The organism is Ruegeria sp. C12, from assembly GCF_056537745.1.
This window is the reverse complement of sequence record NZ_JBQFSA010000008.1, coordinates 140,065-158,774: the sequence shown is the minus strand read 5'-3', so window position 1 is coordinate 158,774 and position 18,710 is coordinate 140,065. Positions and strand designations below refer to the sequence as shown.

The following is an 18,710-nucleotide window of genomic DNA, read 5'->3' as shown; positions in this document are numbered from 1 at the left end:
GTTTGCGGGCATTTGTGTGATTTTTTGGATGGACGAGCGTCGCTCATGAATATGCAAGCTTCCTCTGTTATGGCCCCTCCTGCCCCCAAAGGTTTGGGGGAGATGCAGCTCCCGCTGGTGATGATGCGGGACATTCTGCTGAAAACGATCTTCCGTAAGAACGCCAGCACTGTGTCCGAAGTTGCCGAGGCGGTCTGCCTGCCCGGTTCGGTCACGCAGGAACTGATCGACATCGCGCGCGAACAGAAACTGATCGAAGCGACAGGCACCCTGAACGCCAATAGCGGCAATGAAATGGGCTATCAGCTGACCGATGCAGGCAAGGCCCGCGCATTGGACGCGCTTAGCCAGTCTGAATATTTTGGCGCGATGCCGGTGCCGCTGGACGTTTATCGCGAGCAGGTCAAGCGCCAGTCGATCCGCAACATTCAGGTCACGCGTGAGCAATTGGTCGGTGCCATGGGCCATCTGGTCCTGCCCGATAGCCTGTTGGACCATCTTGGTCCGGCGGTCAGTGCGGGCCGCTCGATCCTGATGTATGGCCCTCCGGGCAATGGTAAATCCTCGATTTCGAACGGTATCCGCGATGCTTTGGGCGACAATGTTTATGTGCCCTATGCCATCGAATATGCCGGTCAGGTAATCACCGTCTATGACCCGATCGTGCACACCGCGATCGAGCAGGAAGCCGACGACCCCAACAGCCTGCGCCGCCGCAAACGGTTCGACTCGCGCTATGTGCAATGCGAACGCCCCACCGTTGTAACGGGTGGTGAACTGTCGCTGTCCATGCTGGATCTGGTCTACAACCCCACCGCGCGGACCTATCAGGCCCCGTTGCAGTTGAAATCGACCGGCGGCATCTTCATCGTGGACGACCTTGGCCGTCAGGCGGAACCGCCGCAGGCGCTGGTCAACCGCTGGATTGTTCCGCTGGAAGAGAACAAGGATATTCTGGGCTTGCAATCGGGTGAAAAGTTCGAGGTGCCGTTTGACACGCTGGTCATCTTCTCGACCAACTTCCACCCGAACGAGATTTTCGACCAAGCCGCCCTGCGCCGGATCTTTTTCAAGATCAAAATCGACGGCCCGAACCAGGAGAACTTCCTGAAAATCTTTGCCATGGTGGCCCGCAAACGCGGCATGCCGCTGGATGAGGCCGCTCTGGTCCACCTGTTGAAGGTCAAATACCCGACCATCGACAATATCTATGCGAACTATCAGCCGATCTTCCTGATCGATCAGATGATCTCGATCTGCGAATTCGAGGGCATCCCTTATCAGATGAGCCCAGACCTGATCGACCGCGCCTGGGCCAACATGTTCGTCAAGGACGAGAAAATCGTCAAATAACGCCGTGCCATTCCGGCACGAGGGCGGTTAATCTGCGCCTATGACGCAGATTCCCGCCCGGATCACCGATTGGTTTTCGGCCAAAGGCTGGTCCATCCACCCCCATCAGCAAGACATGTTCGACCGGGCGCGTGATCCGGCCACGCTGCTGACCGCCCCCACCGGGGGCGGCAAGACAATGGCCGGGTTTCTGCCGTCTCTGGCTGAACTGGCCGAGGGCGCACATAGCGGGTTACACACGATCTATGTCTCACCGCTGAAAGCCTTGACGGCAGATATCAAACGCAACCTTCGCACGCCGGTGGATGAGATTGGCCTGCCCATCCGCATCGAAGACCGGACCGGCGATACATCCGCGACGCAAAAGAAACGTCAGCGCGCTGACCCTCCGCATATTCTACTGACAACGCCCGAAAGCCTTGCCCTGCTGACCTCTTACGAGGACGCTCCGCGCATGTTTGATGGGGTGCAGAGGGTGATCGTGGATGAAATCCATGCCCTTGCCGAAAGCAAGCGCGGGGATCAGTTGATGCTGGCGCTGGCACGGTTGCAAACCCTCTGCCCCGATCTGCGCCGCGTCGGCCTGTCGGCGACGGTCGAAGACCCCGAAGGGATCGCCCGCTTTCTGGCGCGGCACCCGGACCCTTGCCGGATCATACAGGCCGACCCCGGCCCTGACCCCGACATCGCGATGCTGGCAACCGAGGAAATGCCCCCGTGGTCGGGTGGCGGCGCGGCTTATGCGATCCCGGCAGTGCTGGAGCAGGTCCGGCAGCACAAGACCACGCTGATCTTTCACAATACCCGCGCGCAGGCCGAGATTTTCTTTCACAATCTGTGGCTTGCAAATGACGAAGGCCTGCCCATCGGCATCCATCACGGCAGTCTGGACCGTCAGCAGCGTGAACGGGTCGAGGCCGCCATGGTGCGTGGTGATCTGCGGGCCATCGTCTGCACCGGCTCTTTGGATCTGGGCATCGACTGGGGGGATGTCGATCTGGTCATCCAGATCGGTGCGCCCAAGAACGTCAAGCGATTGGTGCAGCGGATCGGGCGGGCGAACCACCGCTACAACGCGCCGTCCAAGGCCCTTTTGGTGCCTGCCAACCGGTTCGAAGTGGTGGAATGCGTCGCCGCGTTAGAGGCTGCAAAAGCGCATGAACTGGATGGCGAGCCACGCGGCGCAGGCCCCCGAGATGTGCTCTGCCAGCATATCCTGATTGCGGCGGCGGCGGGGCCGTTCGAGGCTGACGCACTGTTCACGGAAATGACCTCAGCCGGGCCATTTGCCGATCTGACCCGTCTGGAATTCGACGCATGTCTGGAGTTCTGCGCAACCGGTGGCTATGCCCTGCGCGCCTATGACCGCTGGCAGCGGCTGCTGCAGCGTCCCGATAGGCTGTGGCAGTTGCGCGACCCCCGTGCCGCCGCGCGCATCCGCATGAACCTTGGGACCATACAGGACACCGACACCCTGAAGGTGCGCCTGAAACGCAACCGCGGCGGCAAGCCACTGGGCGAGGTCGAGGAAGGCTTTGCCGCCTCGCTTACACCCGGAGATACCTTCCTGATCGGCGGCCAGATCGTGCGCTACGAGGGCCTGCGCGAGATGGTGGTCGAGGTCAGCCGCCGGGCCGACAAAAAGCCCAAGATCGCCACTTTCATGGGGACGAAATTTGCCACCTCGACCCAGCTGAGCGACCGTATTCTGCGCATGTTCGCCCAACCCGACTGGCCGCAACTGCCCCGCCACACCGCCGACTGGTTGGCCCTGCAGCGGGACATGTCCCGCCTGCCCCAGCGCGACCGCCTGCTGATCGAAAGCTTTCCCAGCGACGGGCGCGAGCATCTGTGCGTCTACGGCTTTGCCGGGCGCAATGCGCAGCAAACGCTCGGCCTGTTGTTGACCAAACGGATGGAGGAGACGGGTCTGGCCCCCCTTGGCTTTGTCGCCACGGATTATGCCACCCTGATCTGGGGTCTGGACGCGGTCACGGACCCCAGCCCGCTGTTCCGTCTAGACGCGCTGCGGCAGGGGTTGGACACGTGGCTGGCGGGAAATGCCGTCATGAAACGGACCTTCCGCGCCTCGGCCACAATCGCCGGTCTAATCGAGCGCAACACGGGCGGGCAACGCAAAAGCGGGCGGCAGGCGACGTTTTCATCGGACATCCTGTATGACACGCTGCTGAAATACGACCCGGACCACCTGTTGATGCAAATCACCCGCGAAGAAGCCATGCGCGGTCTGGTCGATTTTGGCCGGATCGAAGCGATGATCGCGCGTATCGGCGACCGGATTGATCTGATGCGCCTTGATCAGGTTTCACCGCTGGCGGCACCGCTGTTTCTGGAAGTCGGCAAAATCCCGGTCAAAGGCGCGGCCGAGGAACGCTTGCTGGCAGAGGAAAGTGCCCGCCTGCTGGAAGCCGCCGGGCTGGACAATCTGTAAAATACCTTGCACGAAAACTCGAAACATATAATGAACTTACCATGAACAAACTGGGATTTTCCTTTTGCGGTGCGGATCTTTTTGCCCTGCCCTCCGGCGCGCTCTGGTGGCCGGGGCAGAGCATGCTCTGTGTCTCGGACCTGCATCTGGGCAAGTCCGAGCGGATGGCGCGGCGCAGTGGTTTGACCCTTCCGCCTTATGACAGCCGTGAAACGCTGGATCGGTTGTCGGCGGACCTTGACCGGACAGGGGGTGAGGTCGTGGTTTGTCTGGGTGACAGCTTTGACGATCTCGACGCCTCCAGCGCTTTGGCGACGGATGAAAAGCTGCGAATAGCGGCGCTGCAAGCTGGACGGCGTTGGATTTGGATCGAAGGCAATCACGATCCGGGACCGATCGAGCTGGGCGGCGCACATCTGTCTGAATGGACCTGCGGGCCGCTTGTCTTTCGCCACATCGCACAACCCAATGCAACAGGCGAGGTTTCAGGGCATTTTCACCCCAAAGCGCGTTTGACGCTCAGGGGCAGGTCGATTTCCCGGCCTGCCTTCCTGCTGGACCACGCCCGGCTGATCCTGCCAGCCTACGGCACCTATACCGGCGGGCTGCGCAGCACAGACCATGTTCTGACGACGCTTATGGGGCCTCAGGCCAAGGCCATTCTGACCGGCCCAACCCCTCAGATGGTGCCGATGCCACGTTAGGCTCAGATCAGCCCGTCTTCTTCCAGCATGGGCTTGTACTTGCGGCTGACGGGCACGAGATCGCCATTGACCAGCCGCAGGAAGGTTTTGCCCTCGGCCTTCTCGACACCCATGATCGACGCGTCCGTAACCCAATGCGAGCGATGCGAGCAATGGCCCGGAACAGGCTCCATTTCATCGATGGCGTCTGTCAGTCGGGACCGAATTGTGAACGTCCCCTCAGAGGTGACGACATCCACGTTGTGGTCCTTCACGGTCAGGCGGAAAATCTTTCCTTCGAACCCGGCGGGCAAACGTCGGACAAGTCGCGGCTGGACAGGTTTTTCTTCGACCTCCCGCGTATGCAGATCACCGCGGCGGACCAGCACAAGACCTGCGGCGAACAGGATGCCGTAGACGGCGACCGCATGCGCCTCGGGCGCCATCTTGCCGATACAGGTGAAACACACCCAGGCCAGCAGCCACAACATCGGCGTCAGCAAAGCCAGCATCACGGTGGCAAAGGCCAGATCACGCCACGGCAGTTTGACCAGCACCAATTTGTCACGCAGCAGTTTCCGGGCAGTCCATGTCGCGCTGAGCGCGATGATCATCACACCGACCCAGAACACAAGGCGCAGACCGAACGGCAATTCTCCGTCCATGAAGGGCGGAAACACATAAGCCAGCAATGTAAGAAAAACGAGCGCCGCGACGATGCGCTGAGGGCTTAGAACAGTTCTGATCTCACTGACTTCGATATTCATACGTATTCCGAGCGCAATTTCCCGCGTCACACAAACACTTGCCCGGAAAACTACGGTCTTACTTAGTAACCACTTGGAATATCGGACATATCACGAAATCGAATACAAGCAAACCCATTCAAAGAAATGCCCTGCCCCCGGATATAGGGGACAGGGCATCTTGAGTATTCCGGGTTATGGCACAGGGTGCACCCGCGCCAGCAGGGTCAGGCGGTCAGACCTTCGGGTTCCGGCAGACCGTTGGCACGACAGCACGCGGTCAGTGTGTTGGCCAGGAGGCAGGCAATGGTCATCGGACCGACGCCCCCCGGAACCGGAGTGATCGCGCCTGCGCGCTCAGCCGCGCTGGCATAATCCACGTCACCCACAAGTTTGTTCTTGCCGTCACGTTCGATGCGGTTAATGCCCACGTCGATCACGGTGGCCCCTTCCTTGATCCAGTCGCCCGGCACCATCTCGGGGCGGCCCACCGCGGCCACGACGATGTCGGCGCGGCGGACAACATCGGGCAGATCTTTGGTGCGCGAATGCGCGATGGTCACGGTGCAGCTATCGCCCAGCAGCAGTTGCGCCATCGGTTTGCCCACGATGTTCGACCGCCCGATCACAACCGCATCCATCCCGGACAGCGAGCCATGGTGGTCGCGCAGCATCATCAGACAGCCCAGCGGCGTGCAGGGCACCATCGATTTCTGACCCGTCCCCAGCAGGCCCACATTCGAGATGTGGAAGCCATCCACATCCTTGGCCGGATCGATCGAGTTGATCACCAGGTCTTCGTTCAGATGCCCGGGCAGCGGCAGTTGCACCAGAATACCGTGCACCGCCGGATCATTGTTCAGCCTGTCGATCAGCGCCAGCAGATCCTCTTCCGAAGTGTCGGCCTCCAGCTTGTGCTCGTACGAGTTCATGCCGACCTCGACAGTCATCTTGCCCTTGGACCGCACATAGACCTGGCTTGCCGGGTCCTCGCCCACCAGCACCACCGCTAGACCGGGCGTGATGCCGTTTTCTTCTTTCAGCTTTGCGACCTGATCGGCGACCTGAGCGCGCACCTTGGCGGCAAAAGCCTTCCCGTCGATAACCTGGGCTACCATCCTGTGATCCCTTCTTTCAAAACGGATCGGGCGCAGGAAGCGCCCGGTTTCTCAGTCAGGGCCGAGCACGCGCTCTTCCCGCGCGATCGACCAGTCAATCAAAATGCGCCACAGCTTTTCGGCCAAATCCGGGTCCATGCCCAATTCGTCAGAGCTTGCGCGCACGCGCTGCACCACCTCTTCAACACGATCCGGGATACGGGCCGGCAGGCCCTCGGCCGGTTTCAACTGGGATGCGCGGTCGATATAGCCCGCGCGCGTCACCAGCAATTCGATCAGTTGGCGATCCAGCTTGTCGATCTGAACCCGCAACTCCGGCATCGAGTGACAGTCTTGCGGCAGTGTCAGAATGGACATTTTAATCTCCTGTGGTCCGGGGATACCCCCGAACCACGAGATGTATCATTCAGGCGCTTAGAACAAGCCCTCGATCTGGCCTTCGTCGTTGAGGCGAATCGTCTCAGCCGCGGGTTTGCGGGGCAGGCCGGGCATGGTCATGATCTCACCGCAGACAACCACGATGAAGCCCGCACCGGCGCTTAGCCGCACCTCGCGCACCGGAACCGAGTGGCCGGTAGGCGCGCCCCGCAGGGTCGGGTCGGTCGAGAACGAATACTGGGTTTTCGCCATGCAGACCGGGAGGTTGCCATAGCCCGCGTCTTCCCATTCGCGCAGCTGATTGCGGATCTTGTTGTCGGCCAGAACCTCGTCAGCGCGGTAGATGCGCTTGGCGATGGTTTCGATCTTTTCGAACAGCGGCATCTCGTCAGGATAGATCGGCGCGAAGTTCGCGGTGCCGCCCTCGACGATTTCGACCACTTTCTCGGCCAGCGGAGCCGAGCCTTCGGACCCCAGTTCCCAGTGACGTGACAGAACCGCCTCGACCCCGTGATCGCCGCAATAGTCTTTCACGGCCTTTACTTCGGCATCGGTGTCGGTGACAAAGTGGTTGATGGCGACCACAACCGGAACACCGAACGATTTCACGTTTTCGATGTGACGGCCCAGGTTGGCGCAGCCCGATTTCACGGCATCAACATTCTCGGCACCCAGATCAGCCTTGGCCACGCCGCCGTTCATCTTCATCGCGCGCACGGTGGCAACCAGCACCACAGCCGACGGAGCGATGCCCGCTTTGCGGCACTTGATGTTCATGAACTTCTCGGCACCCAGATCGGCCCCGAAACCCGCTTCGGTCACGACATAGTCTGCGACTTTCAGAGCGGTCTTGGTCGCGATGACCGAGTTACAGCCGTGTGCGATGTTCGCGAACGGGCCACCGTGGACAAAGGCCGGGTTGTTTTCCAGCGTCTGCACCAGGTTCGGCTGCATTGCGTCCTTCAGCAGCACGGTCATTGCGCCCTCGGCCTTGATATCGCGGCAGTAGACCGGGGTCTTGTCGCGGCGGTAGGCGACGATGATGTCACCCAGACGCTTTTCCAGATCCTTCAGGTCGTTTGCCAGACACAGGATCGCCATAACCTCAGAGGCCACGGTAATATCAAAACCGGCCTCACGCGGGAAACCGTTGCTGACGCCGCCCAGAGACGCCGTGATCTGACGCAGGGCACGGTCGTTCATGTCGACCACGCGACGCCATGCAACGCGACGGGTGTCGATCTCGGCCTCGTTACCCCAATAGATGTGGTTGTCGATCATCGCCGACAGCAGGCTGTGCGCGCTGGTGATCGCGTGGAAGTCGCCGGTGAAGTGCAGGTTCATTTCCTCCATCGGAACAACCTGCGCATACCCGCCACCTGCAGCGCCGCCCTTCATGCCGAAGTTCGGGCCGAGCGAGGCCTCACGGATACAGATCATCGCGTTCTTGCCGATGCGGTTCAGACCGTCACCCAGCCCCACAGTGGTCGTGGTCTTACCCTCACCTGCCGGGGTTGGGTTGATCGCGGTTACAAGGATCAGCTTGCCGTCTTCACGGTCCTGCACCGAGTTGATGAAGTCCTGGCTGACTTTCGCCTTGTCGTGGCCATAGGGCAGCAGATCGGCGGAATCGATGCCGATCTTGGCGCCGATTTCCTGAATCGGCTTCTTGTTCGCTTCGCGGGCGATTTCGATGTCGGATTTGTAGCTCATTGGCCAGGGTCCCTGATTGAATGCCTTGCAAAACCGACGCAGCGCGTCGGCGCTGTGCAACCCATACAGTCGTACACAATTCCAATGGCTATGGATTCCGACATATTCATGCCGCGAAACGGCGTCGCCGGATATCGTGAGTTTCAAATCGGAAACGAATGGGCCTTATGGCTGCCAGATTGGCTGATCAGGGACAAACAATCGCAATTTGTCGCCAATTCGCAGGGAACCGGGTCGTTCGACCCAACCCGTCACCCCGCGCCGCCCTTTGGCTGCGGGTTTGAAGGCGGCACCGTGACCGCTGTGATCCTGTTCAATCTCACGCCCCGGCAGAACGCAGGGGGCGTTTTCCATATCCACGGTGATCGTCGCACCGTTGTCGGCCTGCAAACGCGAGGATGGGGGAACATGTGAAAAATCGGGAATACCCTTCACGACAATCGACGCCCCAAGGTACGACGGATCGAGATCATCCACCCCCATCTCAGTCGCGATCCCGGCCAATTCCTCGGCTGACAGGACCGACAGCTGCCTGACGTTCCTGATCTCGGTGCCCTGCGGATACAGGTTCTTGACGCGCACGCAGGACGCCCGGTTAAGCCCTTCATGCCGTTCGCCGCGCACACCTTCGAAATCTAGCTTCAAGGTTTCAACCGGCTCAGCCCGCAACGACTGCCCCGCCGGTACATGGCCCAGCCAGATCACTTCGCCTGCATATTCGGTTTCGCGCAAAAACGGCATGGGCCTTCCCTTCTTATCAGCGTCCTTGCGCGCATAATGCCCAGCACCGACCTGATGAAAAGAAAAAACCCGGAGGCTGGCTCCGGGTTTTTTGTTTATGCGGTTGGCTCAGGTTCCATCCCACCTTCGGGCGGAGATTTCTTCGGCTTGGTCTTGGGAATGGCCGTGACGCTGGGAGCGCTGCCCTCATCCGGCTTGTCGCCTTCGTCGTCGCCTTCGGTGGGCGACTCGCCATTCATGACGCGCTTGATCTCATCGCCGGTCAGGGTTTCGTATTCCAGCAGCCCCTGCGCCAGACGTTCCCAAGCCTCGTTCTTGTCGGTCAGGATTTTATGCGCGCGCTCATAGCCTTGCTGGATCAGGCGCTTCACCTCTTCCTCGATCAGCTCTTTGGTGTGCGCAGAAACCGAGAAACCGGCGGTGTTGCCCTGATAGCCTTCATGCGCTTCGGCATAGTCGATATTGCCGACCTTGTCCGACATGCCCCAGCGCATGACCATCGCGCGGGCCAGTTGGCTGGCCTGCATGATGTCGCCAGCCGGACCGTTCGAGACGTGATCTTCACCGTATTTGATGACCTCGGCAGCCTTACCGGCCATGGTCATGGCCAGCTTCTGCTCACACTCATCGCGGTGATAGTTCAAACGGTCCATTTCCGGCAGAGACACAACCATACCCAGCGCACCACCGCGCGGAATGATCGTCGCCTTATAGACCGGATCGCACAGCGGCAGTTCAAGACCGACCACAGCGTGACCAGCCTCGTGATAGGCCGTCTTTTCCTTCTGGTCCTGGGTCAGCACCATCGAGCGACGCTCGGCCCCCATCATCACCTTGTCTTTCGCGTTCTCGAAATCCTCCATGGTGACAAAGCGGCGACCCACACGTGCGGCCATCAACGCGGCCTCGTTCACGAGGTTTGCCAGATCGGCACCCGAGAACCCCGGCGTCCCGCGCGCGATGATGCGCAGATCGACATCGGGGCCCAAGGGGGTCTTGCGCGCGTGCACGCCCAGAATTTTCTCACGGCCTTTGATATCGGGGTTGCCAACGGTCACGTTCCGGTCAAACCGGCCCGGACGCAGCAGCGCGGGGTCCAACACGTCTTTACGGTTGGTCGCGGCCAGAATGATCACGCCTTCATTGGCCTCGAACCCGTCCATCTCGACCAGCAACTGGTTGAGGGTCTGTTCGCGTTCGTCGTTGCCACCGCCATAGCCTGCGCCACGATGGCGACCCACGGCGTCGATCTCATCGATGAACACGATACAAGGCGCGTTTTTCTTGGCCTGCTCGAACATATCGCGCACGCGCGAGGCACCGACACCCACAAACATTTCAACGAAATCCGAGCCCGAAATGGTGAAGAACGGCACACCCGCCTCACCCGCAATGGCACGGGCCAGCAGCGTCTTACCGGTACCCGGAGGGCCAACCAGCAGCGCGCCCTTGGGGATCTTGCCGCCCAGTCGCGAGAATTTTTGCGGGTTGCGCAGGAATTCAACGATTTCTTCCAGCTCTTCCTTGGCCTCGTCGATACCCGCGACATCATCAAAGGTCACACGGCCATGCTTTTCGGTCAGCATCTTGGCCTTGGACTTGCCAAAGCCCATCGCGCCGCCTTTGCCGCCGCCCTGCATCCGGTTCATGAAATAGACCCAGACACCAATCAGAAGAAGGAAGGGCAACAGCGTGATCAGGAACGACTGAAAACCCGATTGCTGCTGTTTCTCAGCGCGTACGGGGATGTTTTCGTCGATCAGCAGTTTGGTGACCTCGGCATCGCCGGGTTTGATCGTCACGAATGTCCCGCCGGTTTCTGTGGTATAGCGAATCTGTTCGCCATCCAGCGTCACATTCTTGACCTCACCGTTCTGCACGGCGCTGACAAAGTCGGAATAGGTTCGTTCATTGCTCTGAAGTGTTCCGCCTGGTCCGCTGAACAGATTGAACAGTGCAAGGATCAGCAAGAACAGAACGACCCAGAAGGCGATATTGCGAGCGTTGCCCAAGGAAATTCTCCCAAAAGATATCAGCAGATGGGGATCTGCCGTGTTGTCTCTTAAAATAGAGAGGATTGTGGCAGGTTCAATGCGATAAAAACGAAGCGTAGAACTCGGGCCGGTTCGGCGCGGGCTCTGCGGTCCACCCATTCGGGAAACCTGCCAGAGGTGCCGCGCACAGGTCATCCCCGCGCCAGACCGCTGGCGAGGACTGCAACGCAAGGCGCGGGCGACCGGTCGCGCGCCAATCCGGCAGCAACGCCAGACCGACCTCACCTAATGCGCGAATTTCTACGCCTTGGGGTGCAGGACCGGTCAGGACCCAGCGACCGTCCCAACTGTCCGACGGGGTTGATGAGAGGTTGCAGACGGCCTGAAACTCTCTGCAAATCCAAGTATTCCCGCCCCTTGGCACCAGCAGGCAGCCGTTCAACGACCCGGCCTGCCCGCTTTGCAGGGCATCAATGGCCTGATCCACGGCCGTTTGGCGCGGTGGGTAACCGGGTCCGGAAATCCAGGCGACTATGCCAATCAATACGCGCCGCTGGATTTCAGCGGGCAGCGCGGCAAACGCCGACCGATCAAGACACACGTCCCCTTCCACAACTGTGGTGGTCTTGCGTGCGGAATCCTGCGCATAAAGCGCCAGTGCCTCACGCGCTTGTGCAAGATTTTTTGCCACACGCGAAAGGGATTCTGCAGTTACGCCCAAAGGTTCTAGCCCGGCCAAAGCCTCGCGCGCCTTGATCCGGTCGAACCTTTTGTCCTGATTCGATGGGTCCTCGACCCATGTGACGCCCGTTTGGGTCAGGTGGTCACGCAGGCGTTGACGCGTGATCCCCAGCATGGGCCGGATCATTTCGATGGCGTCCCGATGATGCGAGACGGGCATCGCTGCCAAACCGGTGACACCAGCGGCGCGACCCAGTCGCATCAGCACCGTTTCCGCCTGATCATCCGCCGTGTGACCCAAGGCAATCATCGGAATCTCATTCTGCCGCGCCCAGTCCGTCAGCAGGGCATAGCGCGCCTGACGCGCCTGATCCTGCAGATTGCCCTTGCCGTCCCAACCTTGCCATTTCAGAACGTCGTGTCGAAGGCCAAGTTCAGCCGCCTGCCCTGCAACCAGCCGGGCCTCCTGCGCGGCTTCTGGGCGCAGGCCGTGATCCACGGTTGCGATGCGTAGGTTAACACCGTCGTTCGCCGCAATCTCAGCCAGCAGATGCATCAACGCCACCGAGTCACCCCCGCCCGAGACGGCAATGCCCAGCCGTTGCGGCAACCGTTCAGGCAGCCGCGCGCGAATCTCGGATGTCAGGCTGGTGGGGGTCTTGTTCAAGAACACCCCAAGGTGGCCATTTCCTGCGTGGCGCTTGCCGCCGGGCCAGAGGAGGGGAAGCGCACTCCGACCTCGCTGAGTGTTATGCAAGCCTGTTCGGTCTGGCCCAAACGGCCAAGCGCCGCGCCAAGTTCGAACAGAGCATCGGGCGCAACGGCCCCCTCGGAATCCCCGGTGAAGCTGGCCAGAAACGCCCGCGCCGCCTCGCGCGTGTCACCTAGACCTTCAAGCGCCTGTCCACGTTTTAGATGCGCTTCGGGGGCCAAAGGACTACCGGGGTACGAGGTATCAAACTGTGCAAACATCGTCGCGGCGGTCTGGAAATCGCCATCGGCCAGCGCTTGCGAGGCATCGTCGAAATCGGCCCGCTCACCCACCGCCAGTTCACCTTGGTCCGAGGTACTGGGCTGCGTGGGCGCAGGGGTGATCGCGGCGGTCGTCTCAGTTTCTCCGCCCAGCGTTGACGTCTCTCCCAAAGTGGACAGATCGCCACCTTCCAGTTCGACCAATCGGAACTCAAGATCCCCGATCCGGTTGGTTCCATCGGTCACGATATTCTGCACCCGCTGGTTCAACTGCTCGGTCTGGCGTGTCAGCCGCTGCAACTCGGCCTCAATCGCGTCTACGCGCTCAAGGACCGAACTGCCGGACAGGTTTGGCGCGGGCGAGCCGGTGGTCGAAAACTCGCGCTTCAGGCGCTGTATTTCCACATGCAGCACCGTCAGTTCCTGCCGGATATCCGCCAGCGTCTGCTGATCCTGCGCTTGTGCCACGCCCGCCGTTGCAACAACTGCGGCCAAAACCCATCCTGCAAGTCTCATCGTCTTACCCCAAGGTTGAACCGGTCAGCACCGTCACCGCGCGGCGGTTTTTGGAATAGCAATCCTCGGTGCTGCAAATCTCGATCGGGCGTTCTTTGCCGTAGCTGACAGTGGTCAGACGGTTGCCCGCCACCCCGCGCGAAATCAGAAACTCGCGCGCTGCATTCGCGCGCCGTGCGCCCAGTGCCAGGTTGTATTCGCGCGTTCCCTGCTCGTCCGCGTGCCCTTCGATTGTGGCCACGTAGTCCGGGTTGGCCAGCAGCCAATCCGCCTGCCCTTGCAGTACCGTTTGCGCCTGTGGCGACAGGGTCGACTGATCCACCGCAAACAACACCCGATCCCCAACCGTCTGCTGGAAATACGCGGGTGAGCGTGGATCACTTGGCGAACCCGGTACAAGCGCGCCACCAGCACCGCCCGAGCCGAAGCCCCCCAAATCCGAAGGATCATTGCTGGTGCAGGCCGCAACAACGCTCAGCGCGCCCACGGCCAGGATTTTGCCCAATACGTTCATCTCATGTGCCTCGTCGTTTTGTTTATTGCCGCCTGTCTATCACAGAGACGGTTTCTTGTGAACTTTGCCGCGCTTTTGCGGTGATCAATTCTGCAACGGTCCCCAGGACGGGTCGCTGCCCCCGTCCGGCGTGCGCACCGGGCGCAGGTTTCGACCTGATATATCCACCGAATACAGTGTCGCCCGACCGCTGGCACCCTGCGTTTCGCGGGTAAACATGATGACGCGCCCGTTCGGCGACCATGTTGGCCCTTCATCCAGGAAGGAAGAGGTCAATAGCCGTTCCTCATCTCCATTGGTGCGCATCACACCGATATGGAACCGGCCTTTGTTTTGCTTGGTGAACGCAATCAGGTCACCGCGCGGAGACCAGACGGGCGTGCCATAGCGGCCCTGACCAAAGCTGATCCGCGTCGCCTCACCGCCATTAGCGGGCATGACATACAGCTGAGGCGTGCCCGAACGGTCGCTTTCAAAAACGATCTGGCTGCCGTCCGGCGAATAACTGGGGGCAGTTTCAATGGCAGGTGTGTTGGTCAGGCGTGTGCTTTGGCCCGAGGCCAGATCCATTTTCCACAAGTCAGTATTCCCGCCTTGGATCAGCGAATAGACAATCGACCGCCCATCCGGCGAGAAGCGGGGCGAGAAGCTCATGGTGCCGCCCTGCGTGTTCAACTCCTGCCGCCGAACGCTGCCCACGTCCAGCACGTAAATGCGCGGGCTGCCGGTTTCGTAACTGGTATAAAGCAGCCGGTCCCCGGTCGGCGAAAAGCGCGGGGCGAGAACGATGGCGGAACTGTCGGTCAGGTACTGAACATTCGCCCCGTCGTAATCCATGATCGCCAACCGCTTGAGGCGCTGATCCTTGGGGCCGCTTTCCGACACAAACGCAACACGGCTGTCGAAATACCCGCCCTCGCCGGTAATCCGGCTGTAGACCTGATCGGCCACCTTATGCGCCATCCGCCGCCACCCGTCGGTGGTTCCGGCCAGTTGCAGACCGTTGCCCAACTCCTGCCCCGAGAACACATCCCACACCCGGAACCGGACCGTCAGACGCTTGCCCGAGACATTCACCGCCCCGGTCACCAGCGCCTGCGCGTTGATCGCTTTCCAGTCCACGAACTGGACCGGCGCATCAAAGCTGCTGACACGGCTGATGAACGCGTCCGAAGAGATTTCACGGAACAGCCCCGTTCCAGTCAGATCAGCCGCGACGACCCGCGAAATATCAATTGCATATTGCGACGCCGAAGGCCCGTCGGGCACGAAATTCGGAACCGCAAAGGGCAAGGGTTCGATGATCCCTTCGTCAATTTCCAGACGCAACGGCCCGCTTTGCGCGTATACCGGGGCCGACATCAGGGTCAGACCAAGGAAGAGGCTGGTCAGAAGTTTCATCATTTGATCCGCATCCTCTCGGGATTGAATGTAATCTCAATATCCTGCCACTGATCGTATTTGTCAGCAGGCAGATCGTATCCACGCGCGCCACAGCGCAAAATTGCACGCCTTGCCGCCTGATAAGCCTGATTTTCAGCACCCGCAGACCCGCCAGAGCTGTCCAGCAGCCGAACGCTGCCCCCAATAACCGTTCCATCAGGGTTGAGCGAAAAGCCGACGACCACAACCACATTCAGCGCGTCGGTCGACAACGACCCGACATTCCAGCACTGGGACACCGCCACGCGCATGGCGTCTTTCTCGCCACTGGTCAGCGGCGGGCCGGACGGTTCGCTGCCTCCGCCCAAGGCTTCGGCCAAGGCGTCATTGATGGCATCATCATTGGTTTGCGCCGGGGCTTCCGGCTCGGGATCCGGGGATTCGGCGACCTCTGGTTGCGGCGCGGGCGCAGGGCGGTTCGGACGCACACGTGGACGGGGCGAGGTCAGCGGCGATTGCTCCTCGGTTTCCTCGGCCTCGGTCACGATCTCGGGCGCGGCCTCTTCCGGGGCGGTCTGATCCTGCTGTTCCTGCTGCGTCTCGGCTCCCTCGTCCAAGGACACTGGCGGCGTTTCCACCTCGTCCGGCTTGGCTTCGGGCGGCGGTGGCGCGATGGCTTCGGGCGCGACCCGCTCGGACGGGCTGGGCTGCGCCTCGGGGCCCGGCGGCAAGGGCAAGGCTGCCGTTTCCGGCTCGGTCAGGGTTGGCGGTTCTTCCGGCAACTCGGGCTCTGGCGGGATTTCAACCGTTTCCGGGACGGTCTCAGGTTCCGGCTCTGGCGGGGCCACGGGTTCCGGGCGCGGCTGTTCTTCCGGGGTCGCCTCGGGCGTGCTGGCCTCGATCTCGGGCTCCGGGGGTTGTTCCAAAGTGCCAGGCTGTTCCGGCACTTCCGGAGCATCCGTCTGCGCCTGAAGCGCCGCAAACTGCTCAGACGAAATCACGGACACATCCTGCACGGCCATCGGCAACGGCTCGGACCGGAAGGTGCCGCCGAACAGGGCCCAGCCGATCAGGCCGACATGCGCAATCGCCGAGATTTTGGTGCCGGTATCCACCGCGCAACCCCACCTTTACCCATCGTCCAGCGTCGGCCCGCCGGTATCCGTCACCAGACCCACATTCGAAAACCCGCCCGCGTTCAGCGCACCCATAACCTGCATGACCTGCGCGTAGGGGATCGCCCCATCCGCCCGCAGGAATACGCGGTCGCTGCTGCGCTCCGCCGCGATGGCGCGCAACCGTCCGACCAGTTCTTCCCGCAACACATCCGTGGTCTGGATCTGAACGCGCCCATCGGCTGTCAGGGTGACGGTCAGCGGCTCTTCACTGTCGCCGGGCAGCGCACTTGCGGCGGTTTTGGGCAGATCAACCGGCACACCAACTGTCAACAACGGGGCCGCCACCATAAAGATGATCAGCAAAACCAGCATGACATCGACAAAAGGCGTCACATTGATCTCGGCCATCGGCTGCGCGCGCCCACGCCGCCGTCCGCGTCGGCGCCCATTCCCGCCCGCAGGTTGCTGAACCGCCGCCCCCATGTCTCAGCTATCCAACTGACGCGACAGGATCGTCGCGAATTCATCGGCAAAGGCTTCGTAACCGCCTACAATCCGGTCACTATCCGCGCTGAGCTTGTTGTAGAAAATCACCGCCGGTATCGCAGCCAGCAGGCCCAAACCAGTGGCCAACAACGCCTCGGCAATCCCCGGAGCAACCACGGCGAGGTTGGTGTTCTGCTGCTCGGCAATCTCGATAAAGGCATTCATAATGCCCCAAACGGTTCCGAACAGGCCGATAAACGGAGCGGTCGAACCGACGGTGGCCAGAATGGGCAAGCCTTTTTGCAAGGTCTCAGCCTCTTTCGCGATGGCCACATCCATCGACCGGTCGATCCGCGCCGTCGCCCCGGCAATCAGCCCGCCATCGGTACGATGCGACCTGCGCCATTCGATCATCCCCGCTGCAAAAATCTTCTCGGAACTGCCATCGGGTTGCGAGCCGATCTGCTCGAACAACTCGTCCAGAGGGTTCCCGGACCAAAAGCTTTCATCAAACACCTGCGCCTCGCGCCGCGCGGCCCGGTAGTTGATGAGTTTCTGGATTATGATACCCCACGACCAGATCGATGCCCCGATCAGCATCAGCATCACCAGTTTGACGATAAAGGTCGCGCGGGCGTACAGCCCCCACATGGAGAAATCGATCTCCTGCGCCAGCGCCAGCGTTTCAGCTTCCATGAACCTGCTCTTTGTTTTTGCCTGACGGCCGTTCGTTTGGCCTTGTTTTGCCAAACGCTAACGCAGTTGGGGCTGAAAAGCCAACAGAACCACCCTTGCCCTACAAATTGTTACATCAATGCGCGAATCTCTGCCGGAAGGCGGATCGGCTTGCCGTCCTTGTTGATGCACACAGCGGTGACCGAGGCGCGGAATATCTCGGTCTCACCCCGCCGCACAAGCTGCGCCATGGTCAGGCGCACGCCCGATATGTCGGTCACTTCGGTTTCGACAATCAACTCATCATCGAACTTCGCAGGCGAAAGGTAATCGGCCTCGACCCGGCGCACGACCCAGACAATGCCTTCCTCGCGCATGGCGTTCTGGTCGTTGCCAAGATTGCGTACCCAATCCGAACGCGCGCGCTCGATAAACCGCAGGTAATTCGCGTGATAGACGACGCCGCCCATGTCGGTGTCTTCATAAAAAACGCGCACCGGGTAGATGTGTTTCATTGCGACGGCTCCAACCGGGCAAACAGCCTGAGCGCATGTGACACATCCTGCGCCGCCCCCGGCAAAACAGGATCATAAGCAGCCCGGATCAGCCCGGCAATGTCAGGCCGCAGGATCGTCGCCCCGCCCGCCACAGCCAAGGGCGACTGCGCGCGAAACGCGGTGTCGGACCACAGCAGGATGGTCTGCACCACTTGACTCAGCGCAAGGGTTTCCGCAGGCATCTTGGACAATTCCTTATCCATACGCAGGAACACAAAGGCCGCCCGGATCGCGCCATCTTCTTCAAACCTGAAAATCCGGTATTGATTGGCATCCGCGCCAACCAGACGCGCGACCAGAGGCCCAAGGTCGGGAACAAGACGATCCAGATCCGGCACCTCCAGCAGTTCTTGCCAGTCGCGAAAGAAGAACACCATGCAGTTGGCACCCAATTCAGGGTCGGTCTCGGCCATCTTGTGCCCGGCCAGCGTCACGATCGCCTCGAACGCACCCTTCACTGTTGCAAGCGTCTCATCCTCAACCCCAAAAACGATCGGCACGATGGGCCTCCCCCAACGCGCAAACAGAAACTCACCGCTTTCGCGCGTGAACAGCGCCTCGATCTCTTCTGGTGTCACACCCAACCCTTCTTCTTGTTTCAAATACGGCCGCCGGAGGCATAAAATCGAA

The 18,710-nt window shown here is 60.8% G+C and carries 18 protein-coding genes; 3 read left to right on the top strand and 15 right to left on the bottom strand.

Going from position 1 to position 18,710, the window contains the following annotated elements; genetic code table 11:
• Positions 1–45: 45 nt before the first annotated feature.
• The 3 genes from ACR0C9_RS16275 to pdeM are packed head-to-tail and all read left to right on the top strand — an operon-like array spanning position 46 to position 4,509.
• Positions 46–1,353, top strand: coding sequence for an ATPase (locus tag ACR0C9_RS16275; protein WP_170454273.1), 1,308 nt, complete (start codon positions 46–48; stop codon positions 1,351–1,353).
• 40 nt (positions 1,354–1,393) lie between these two features.
• Positions 1,394–3,805, top strand: coding sequence for a ligase-associated DNA damage response DEXH box helicase (locus tag ACR0C9_RS16270; protein WP_480781467.1), 2,412 nt, complete (start codon positions 1,394–1,396; stop codon positions 3,803–3,805).
• 41 nt (positions 3,806–3,846) lie between these two features.
• On the top strand, positions 3,847–4,509 hold the full coding sequence (gene pdeM / locus ACR0C9_RS16265; RefSeq protein WP_480781466.1) for a ligase-associated DNA damage response endonuclease PdeM: 663 nt from the start codon (positions 3,847–3,849) through the stop codon (positions 4,507–4,509).
• Positions 4,510–4,511: 2 nt separating this feature from the next.
• On the opposite strand, the gene ACR0C9_RS16260 is transcribed toward pdeM, so the two are convergent.
• The 15 genes from ACR0C9_RS16260 to ACR0C9_RS16190 form a co-directional block, all read right to left on the bottom strand.
• The gene (locus ACR0C9_RS16260; RefSeq protein ID WP_480781465.1) at positions 4,512–5,255 is read right to left on the bottom strand and encodes a LytTR family DNA-binding domain-containing protein; all 744 of its coding nucleotides are present in this window, start codon (positions 5,253–5,255) and stop codon (positions 4,512–4,514) included.
• Between the two features lie 206 nt (positions 5,256–5,461).
• Complete coding sequence (gene folD, locus ACR0C9_RS16255; RefSeq protein ID WP_170454281.1) at positions 5,462–6,352, bottom strand: bifunctional methylenetetrahydrofolate dehydrogenase/methenyltetrahydrofolate cyclohydrolase FolD; 891 nt, start codon at positions 6,350–6,352, stop codon at positions 5,462–5,464.
• A gap of 51 nt (positions 6,353–6,403) precedes the next feature.
• On the bottom strand, positions 6,404–6,709 hold the full coding sequence (locus ACR0C9_RS16250) for a chorismate mutase (RefSeq protein WP_170454283.1): 306 nt from the start codon (positions 6,707–6,709) through the stop codon (positions 6,404–6,406).
• A gap of 57 nt (positions 6,710–6,766) precedes the next feature.
• Positions 6,767–8,443, bottom strand: a complete 1,677-nt coding sequence (locus tag ACR0C9_RS16245; protein ID WP_170623747.1) for a formate--tetrahydrofolate ligase — start codon at positions 8,441–8,443, stop codon at positions 6,767–6,769.
• Between the two features lie 165 nt (positions 8,444–8,608).
• Positions 8,609–9,184, bottom strand: a complete 576-nt coding sequence (locus ACR0C9_RS16240) for an MOSC domain-containing protein (protein ID WP_170623749.1) — start codon at positions 9,182–9,184, stop codon at positions 8,609–8,611.
• A 95-nt stretch (positions 9,185–9,279) separates the two neighbouring features.
• Positions 9,280–11,196 (bottom strand): ATP-dependent zinc metalloprotease FtsH, encoded by a 1,917-nt coding sequence (gene ftsH, locus ACR0C9_RS16235; protein WP_170623751.1) that lies wholly within the window; start codon positions 11,194–11,196, stop codon positions 9,280–9,282.
• A 76-nt stretch (positions 11,197–11,272) separates the two neighbouring features.
• On the bottom strand, positions 11,273–12,532 hold the full coding sequence (gene tilS / locus ACR0C9_RS16230) for a tRNA lysidine(34) synthetase TilS (RefSeq protein ID WP_480781464.1): 1,260 nt from the start codon (positions 12,530–12,532) through the stop codon (positions 11,273–11,275).
• The gene (gene ybgF, locus ACR0C9_RS16225; RefSeq protein WP_170454289.1) at positions 12,523–13,347 is read right to left on the bottom strand and encodes a tol-pal system protein YbgF; all 825 of its coding nucleotides are present in this window, start codon (positions 13,345–13,347) and stop codon (positions 12,523–12,525) included. The genes tilS and ybgF overlap by 10 nt, the downstream gene beginning before the upstream one ends.
• 4 nt (positions 13,348–13,351) lie before the next feature.
• The gene (gene pal / locus ACR0C9_RS16220) at positions 13,352–13,861 is read right to left on the bottom strand and encodes a peptidoglycan-associated lipoprotein Pal (protein WP_170454291.1); all 510 of its coding nucleotides are present in this window, start codon (positions 13,859–13,861) and stop codon (positions 13,352–13,354) included.
• An 84-nt stretch (positions 13,862–13,945) separates the two neighbouring features.
• The gene (tolB, locus tag ACR0C9_RS16215) at positions 13,946–15,265 is read right to left on the bottom strand and encodes a Tol-Pal system beta propeller repeat protein TolB (RefSeq protein WP_170454293.1); all 1,320 of its coding nucleotides are present in this window, start codon (positions 15,263–15,265) and stop codon (positions 13,946–13,948) included.
• Positions 15,262–16,359 (bottom strand): energy transducer TonB family protein, encoded by a 1,098-nt coding sequence (locus ACR0C9_RS16210; protein ID WP_480781463.1) that lies wholly within the window; start codon positions 16,357–16,359, stop codon positions 15,262–15,264. Before ACR0C9_RS16210 ends, tolB begins: the two co-directional genes overlap by 4 nt.
• A 15-nt stretch (positions 16,360–16,374) precedes the next feature.
• On the bottom strand, positions 16,375–16,845 hold the full coding sequence (gene tolR / locus ACR0C9_RS16205; protein ID WP_170520550.1) for a protein TolR: 471 nt from the start codon (positions 16,843–16,845) through the stop codon (positions 16,375–16,377).
• A gap of 3 nt (positions 16,846–16,848) precedes the next feature.
• Positions 16,849–17,544 carry a protein TolQ gene (gene tolQ, locus ACR0C9_RS16200; protein ID WP_170520548.1) on the bottom strand — a complete coding sequence of 232 codons (696 nt, stop codon included), beginning with the start codon at positions 17,542–17,544 and terminating at the stop codon, positions 16,849–16,851.
• 110 nt (positions 17,545–17,654) lie between these two features.
• Positions 17,655–18,038: a tol-pal system-associated acyl-CoA thioesterase gene (gene ybgC, locus ACR0C9_RS16195; protein ID WP_170454300.1), complete on the bottom strand. Its 384-nt coding sequence runs from the start codon at positions 18,036–18,038 to the stop codon at positions 17,655–17,657.
• Positions 18,035–18,658 carry a hypothetical protein gene (locus ACR0C9_RS16190; RefSeq protein ID WP_480708547.1) on the bottom strand — a complete coding sequence of 208 codons (624 nt, stop codon included), beginning with the start codon at positions 18,656–18,658 and terminating at the stop codon, positions 18,035–18,037. The genes ybgC and ACR0C9_RS16190 overlap by 4 nt, the downstream gene beginning before the upstream one ends.
• Positions 18,659–18,710 lie beyond the last annotated feature (52 nt).

Coding starts and splice junctions, on each gene's coding strand:
- ACR0C9_RS16275 (WP_170454273.1), top strand. CDS start 46: ATGAATATGCAAGCTTCCTCTGTTATGGCCCCTCCTGCCCCCAAAGGT.
- ACR0C9_RS16270 (WP_480781467.1), top strand. CDS start 1,394: ATGACGCAGATTCCCGCCCGGATCACCGATTGGTTTTCGGCCAAAGGC.
- pdeM (WP_480781466.1), top strand. CDS start 3,847: ATGAACAAACTGGGATTTTCCTTTTGCGGTGCGGATCTTTTTGCCCTG.
- ACR0C9_RS16260 (WP_480781465.1), bottom strand. CDS start 5,255: ATGAATATCGAAGTCAGTGAGATCAGAACTGTTCTAAGCCCTCAGCGC.
- folD (WP_170454281.1), bottom strand. CDS start 6,352: ATGGTAGCCCAGGTTATCGACGGGAAGGCTTTTGCCGCCAAGGTGCGC.
- ACR0C9_RS16250 (WP_170454283.1), bottom strand. CDS start 6,709: ATGTCCATTCTGACACTGCCGCAAGACTGTCACTCGATGCCGGAGTTG.
- ACR0C9_RS16245 (WP_170623747.1), bottom strand. CDS start 8,443: ATGAGCTACAAATCCGACATCGAAATCGCCCGCGAAGCGAACAAGAAG.
- ACR0C9_RS16240 (WP_170623749.1), bottom strand. CDS start 9,184: ATGCCGTTTTTGCGCGAAACCGAATATGCAGGCGAAGTGATCTGGCTG.
- ybgF (WP_170454289.1), bottom strand. CDS start 13,347: ATGAGACTTGCAGGATGGGTTTTGGCCGCAGTTGTTGCAACGGCGGGC.
- pal (WP_170454291.1), bottom strand. CDS start 13,861: ATGAACGTATTGGGCAAAATCCTGGCCGTGGGCGCGCTGAGCGTTGTT.
- tolB (WP_170454293.1), bottom strand. CDS start 15,265: ATGATGAAACTTCTGACCAGCCTCTTCCTTGGTCTGACCCTGATGTCG.
- tolR (WP_170520550.1), bottom strand. CDS start 16,845: ATGGGGGCGGCGGTTCAGCAACCTGCGGGCGGGAATGGGCGCCGACGC.
- tolQ (WP_170520548.1), bottom strand. CDS start 17,544: ATGGAAGCTGAAACGCTGGCGCTGGCGCAGGAGATCGATTTCTCCATG.
- ybgC (WP_170454300.1), bottom strand. CDS start 18,038: ATGAAACACATCTACCCGGTGCGCGTTTTTTATGAAGACACCGACATG.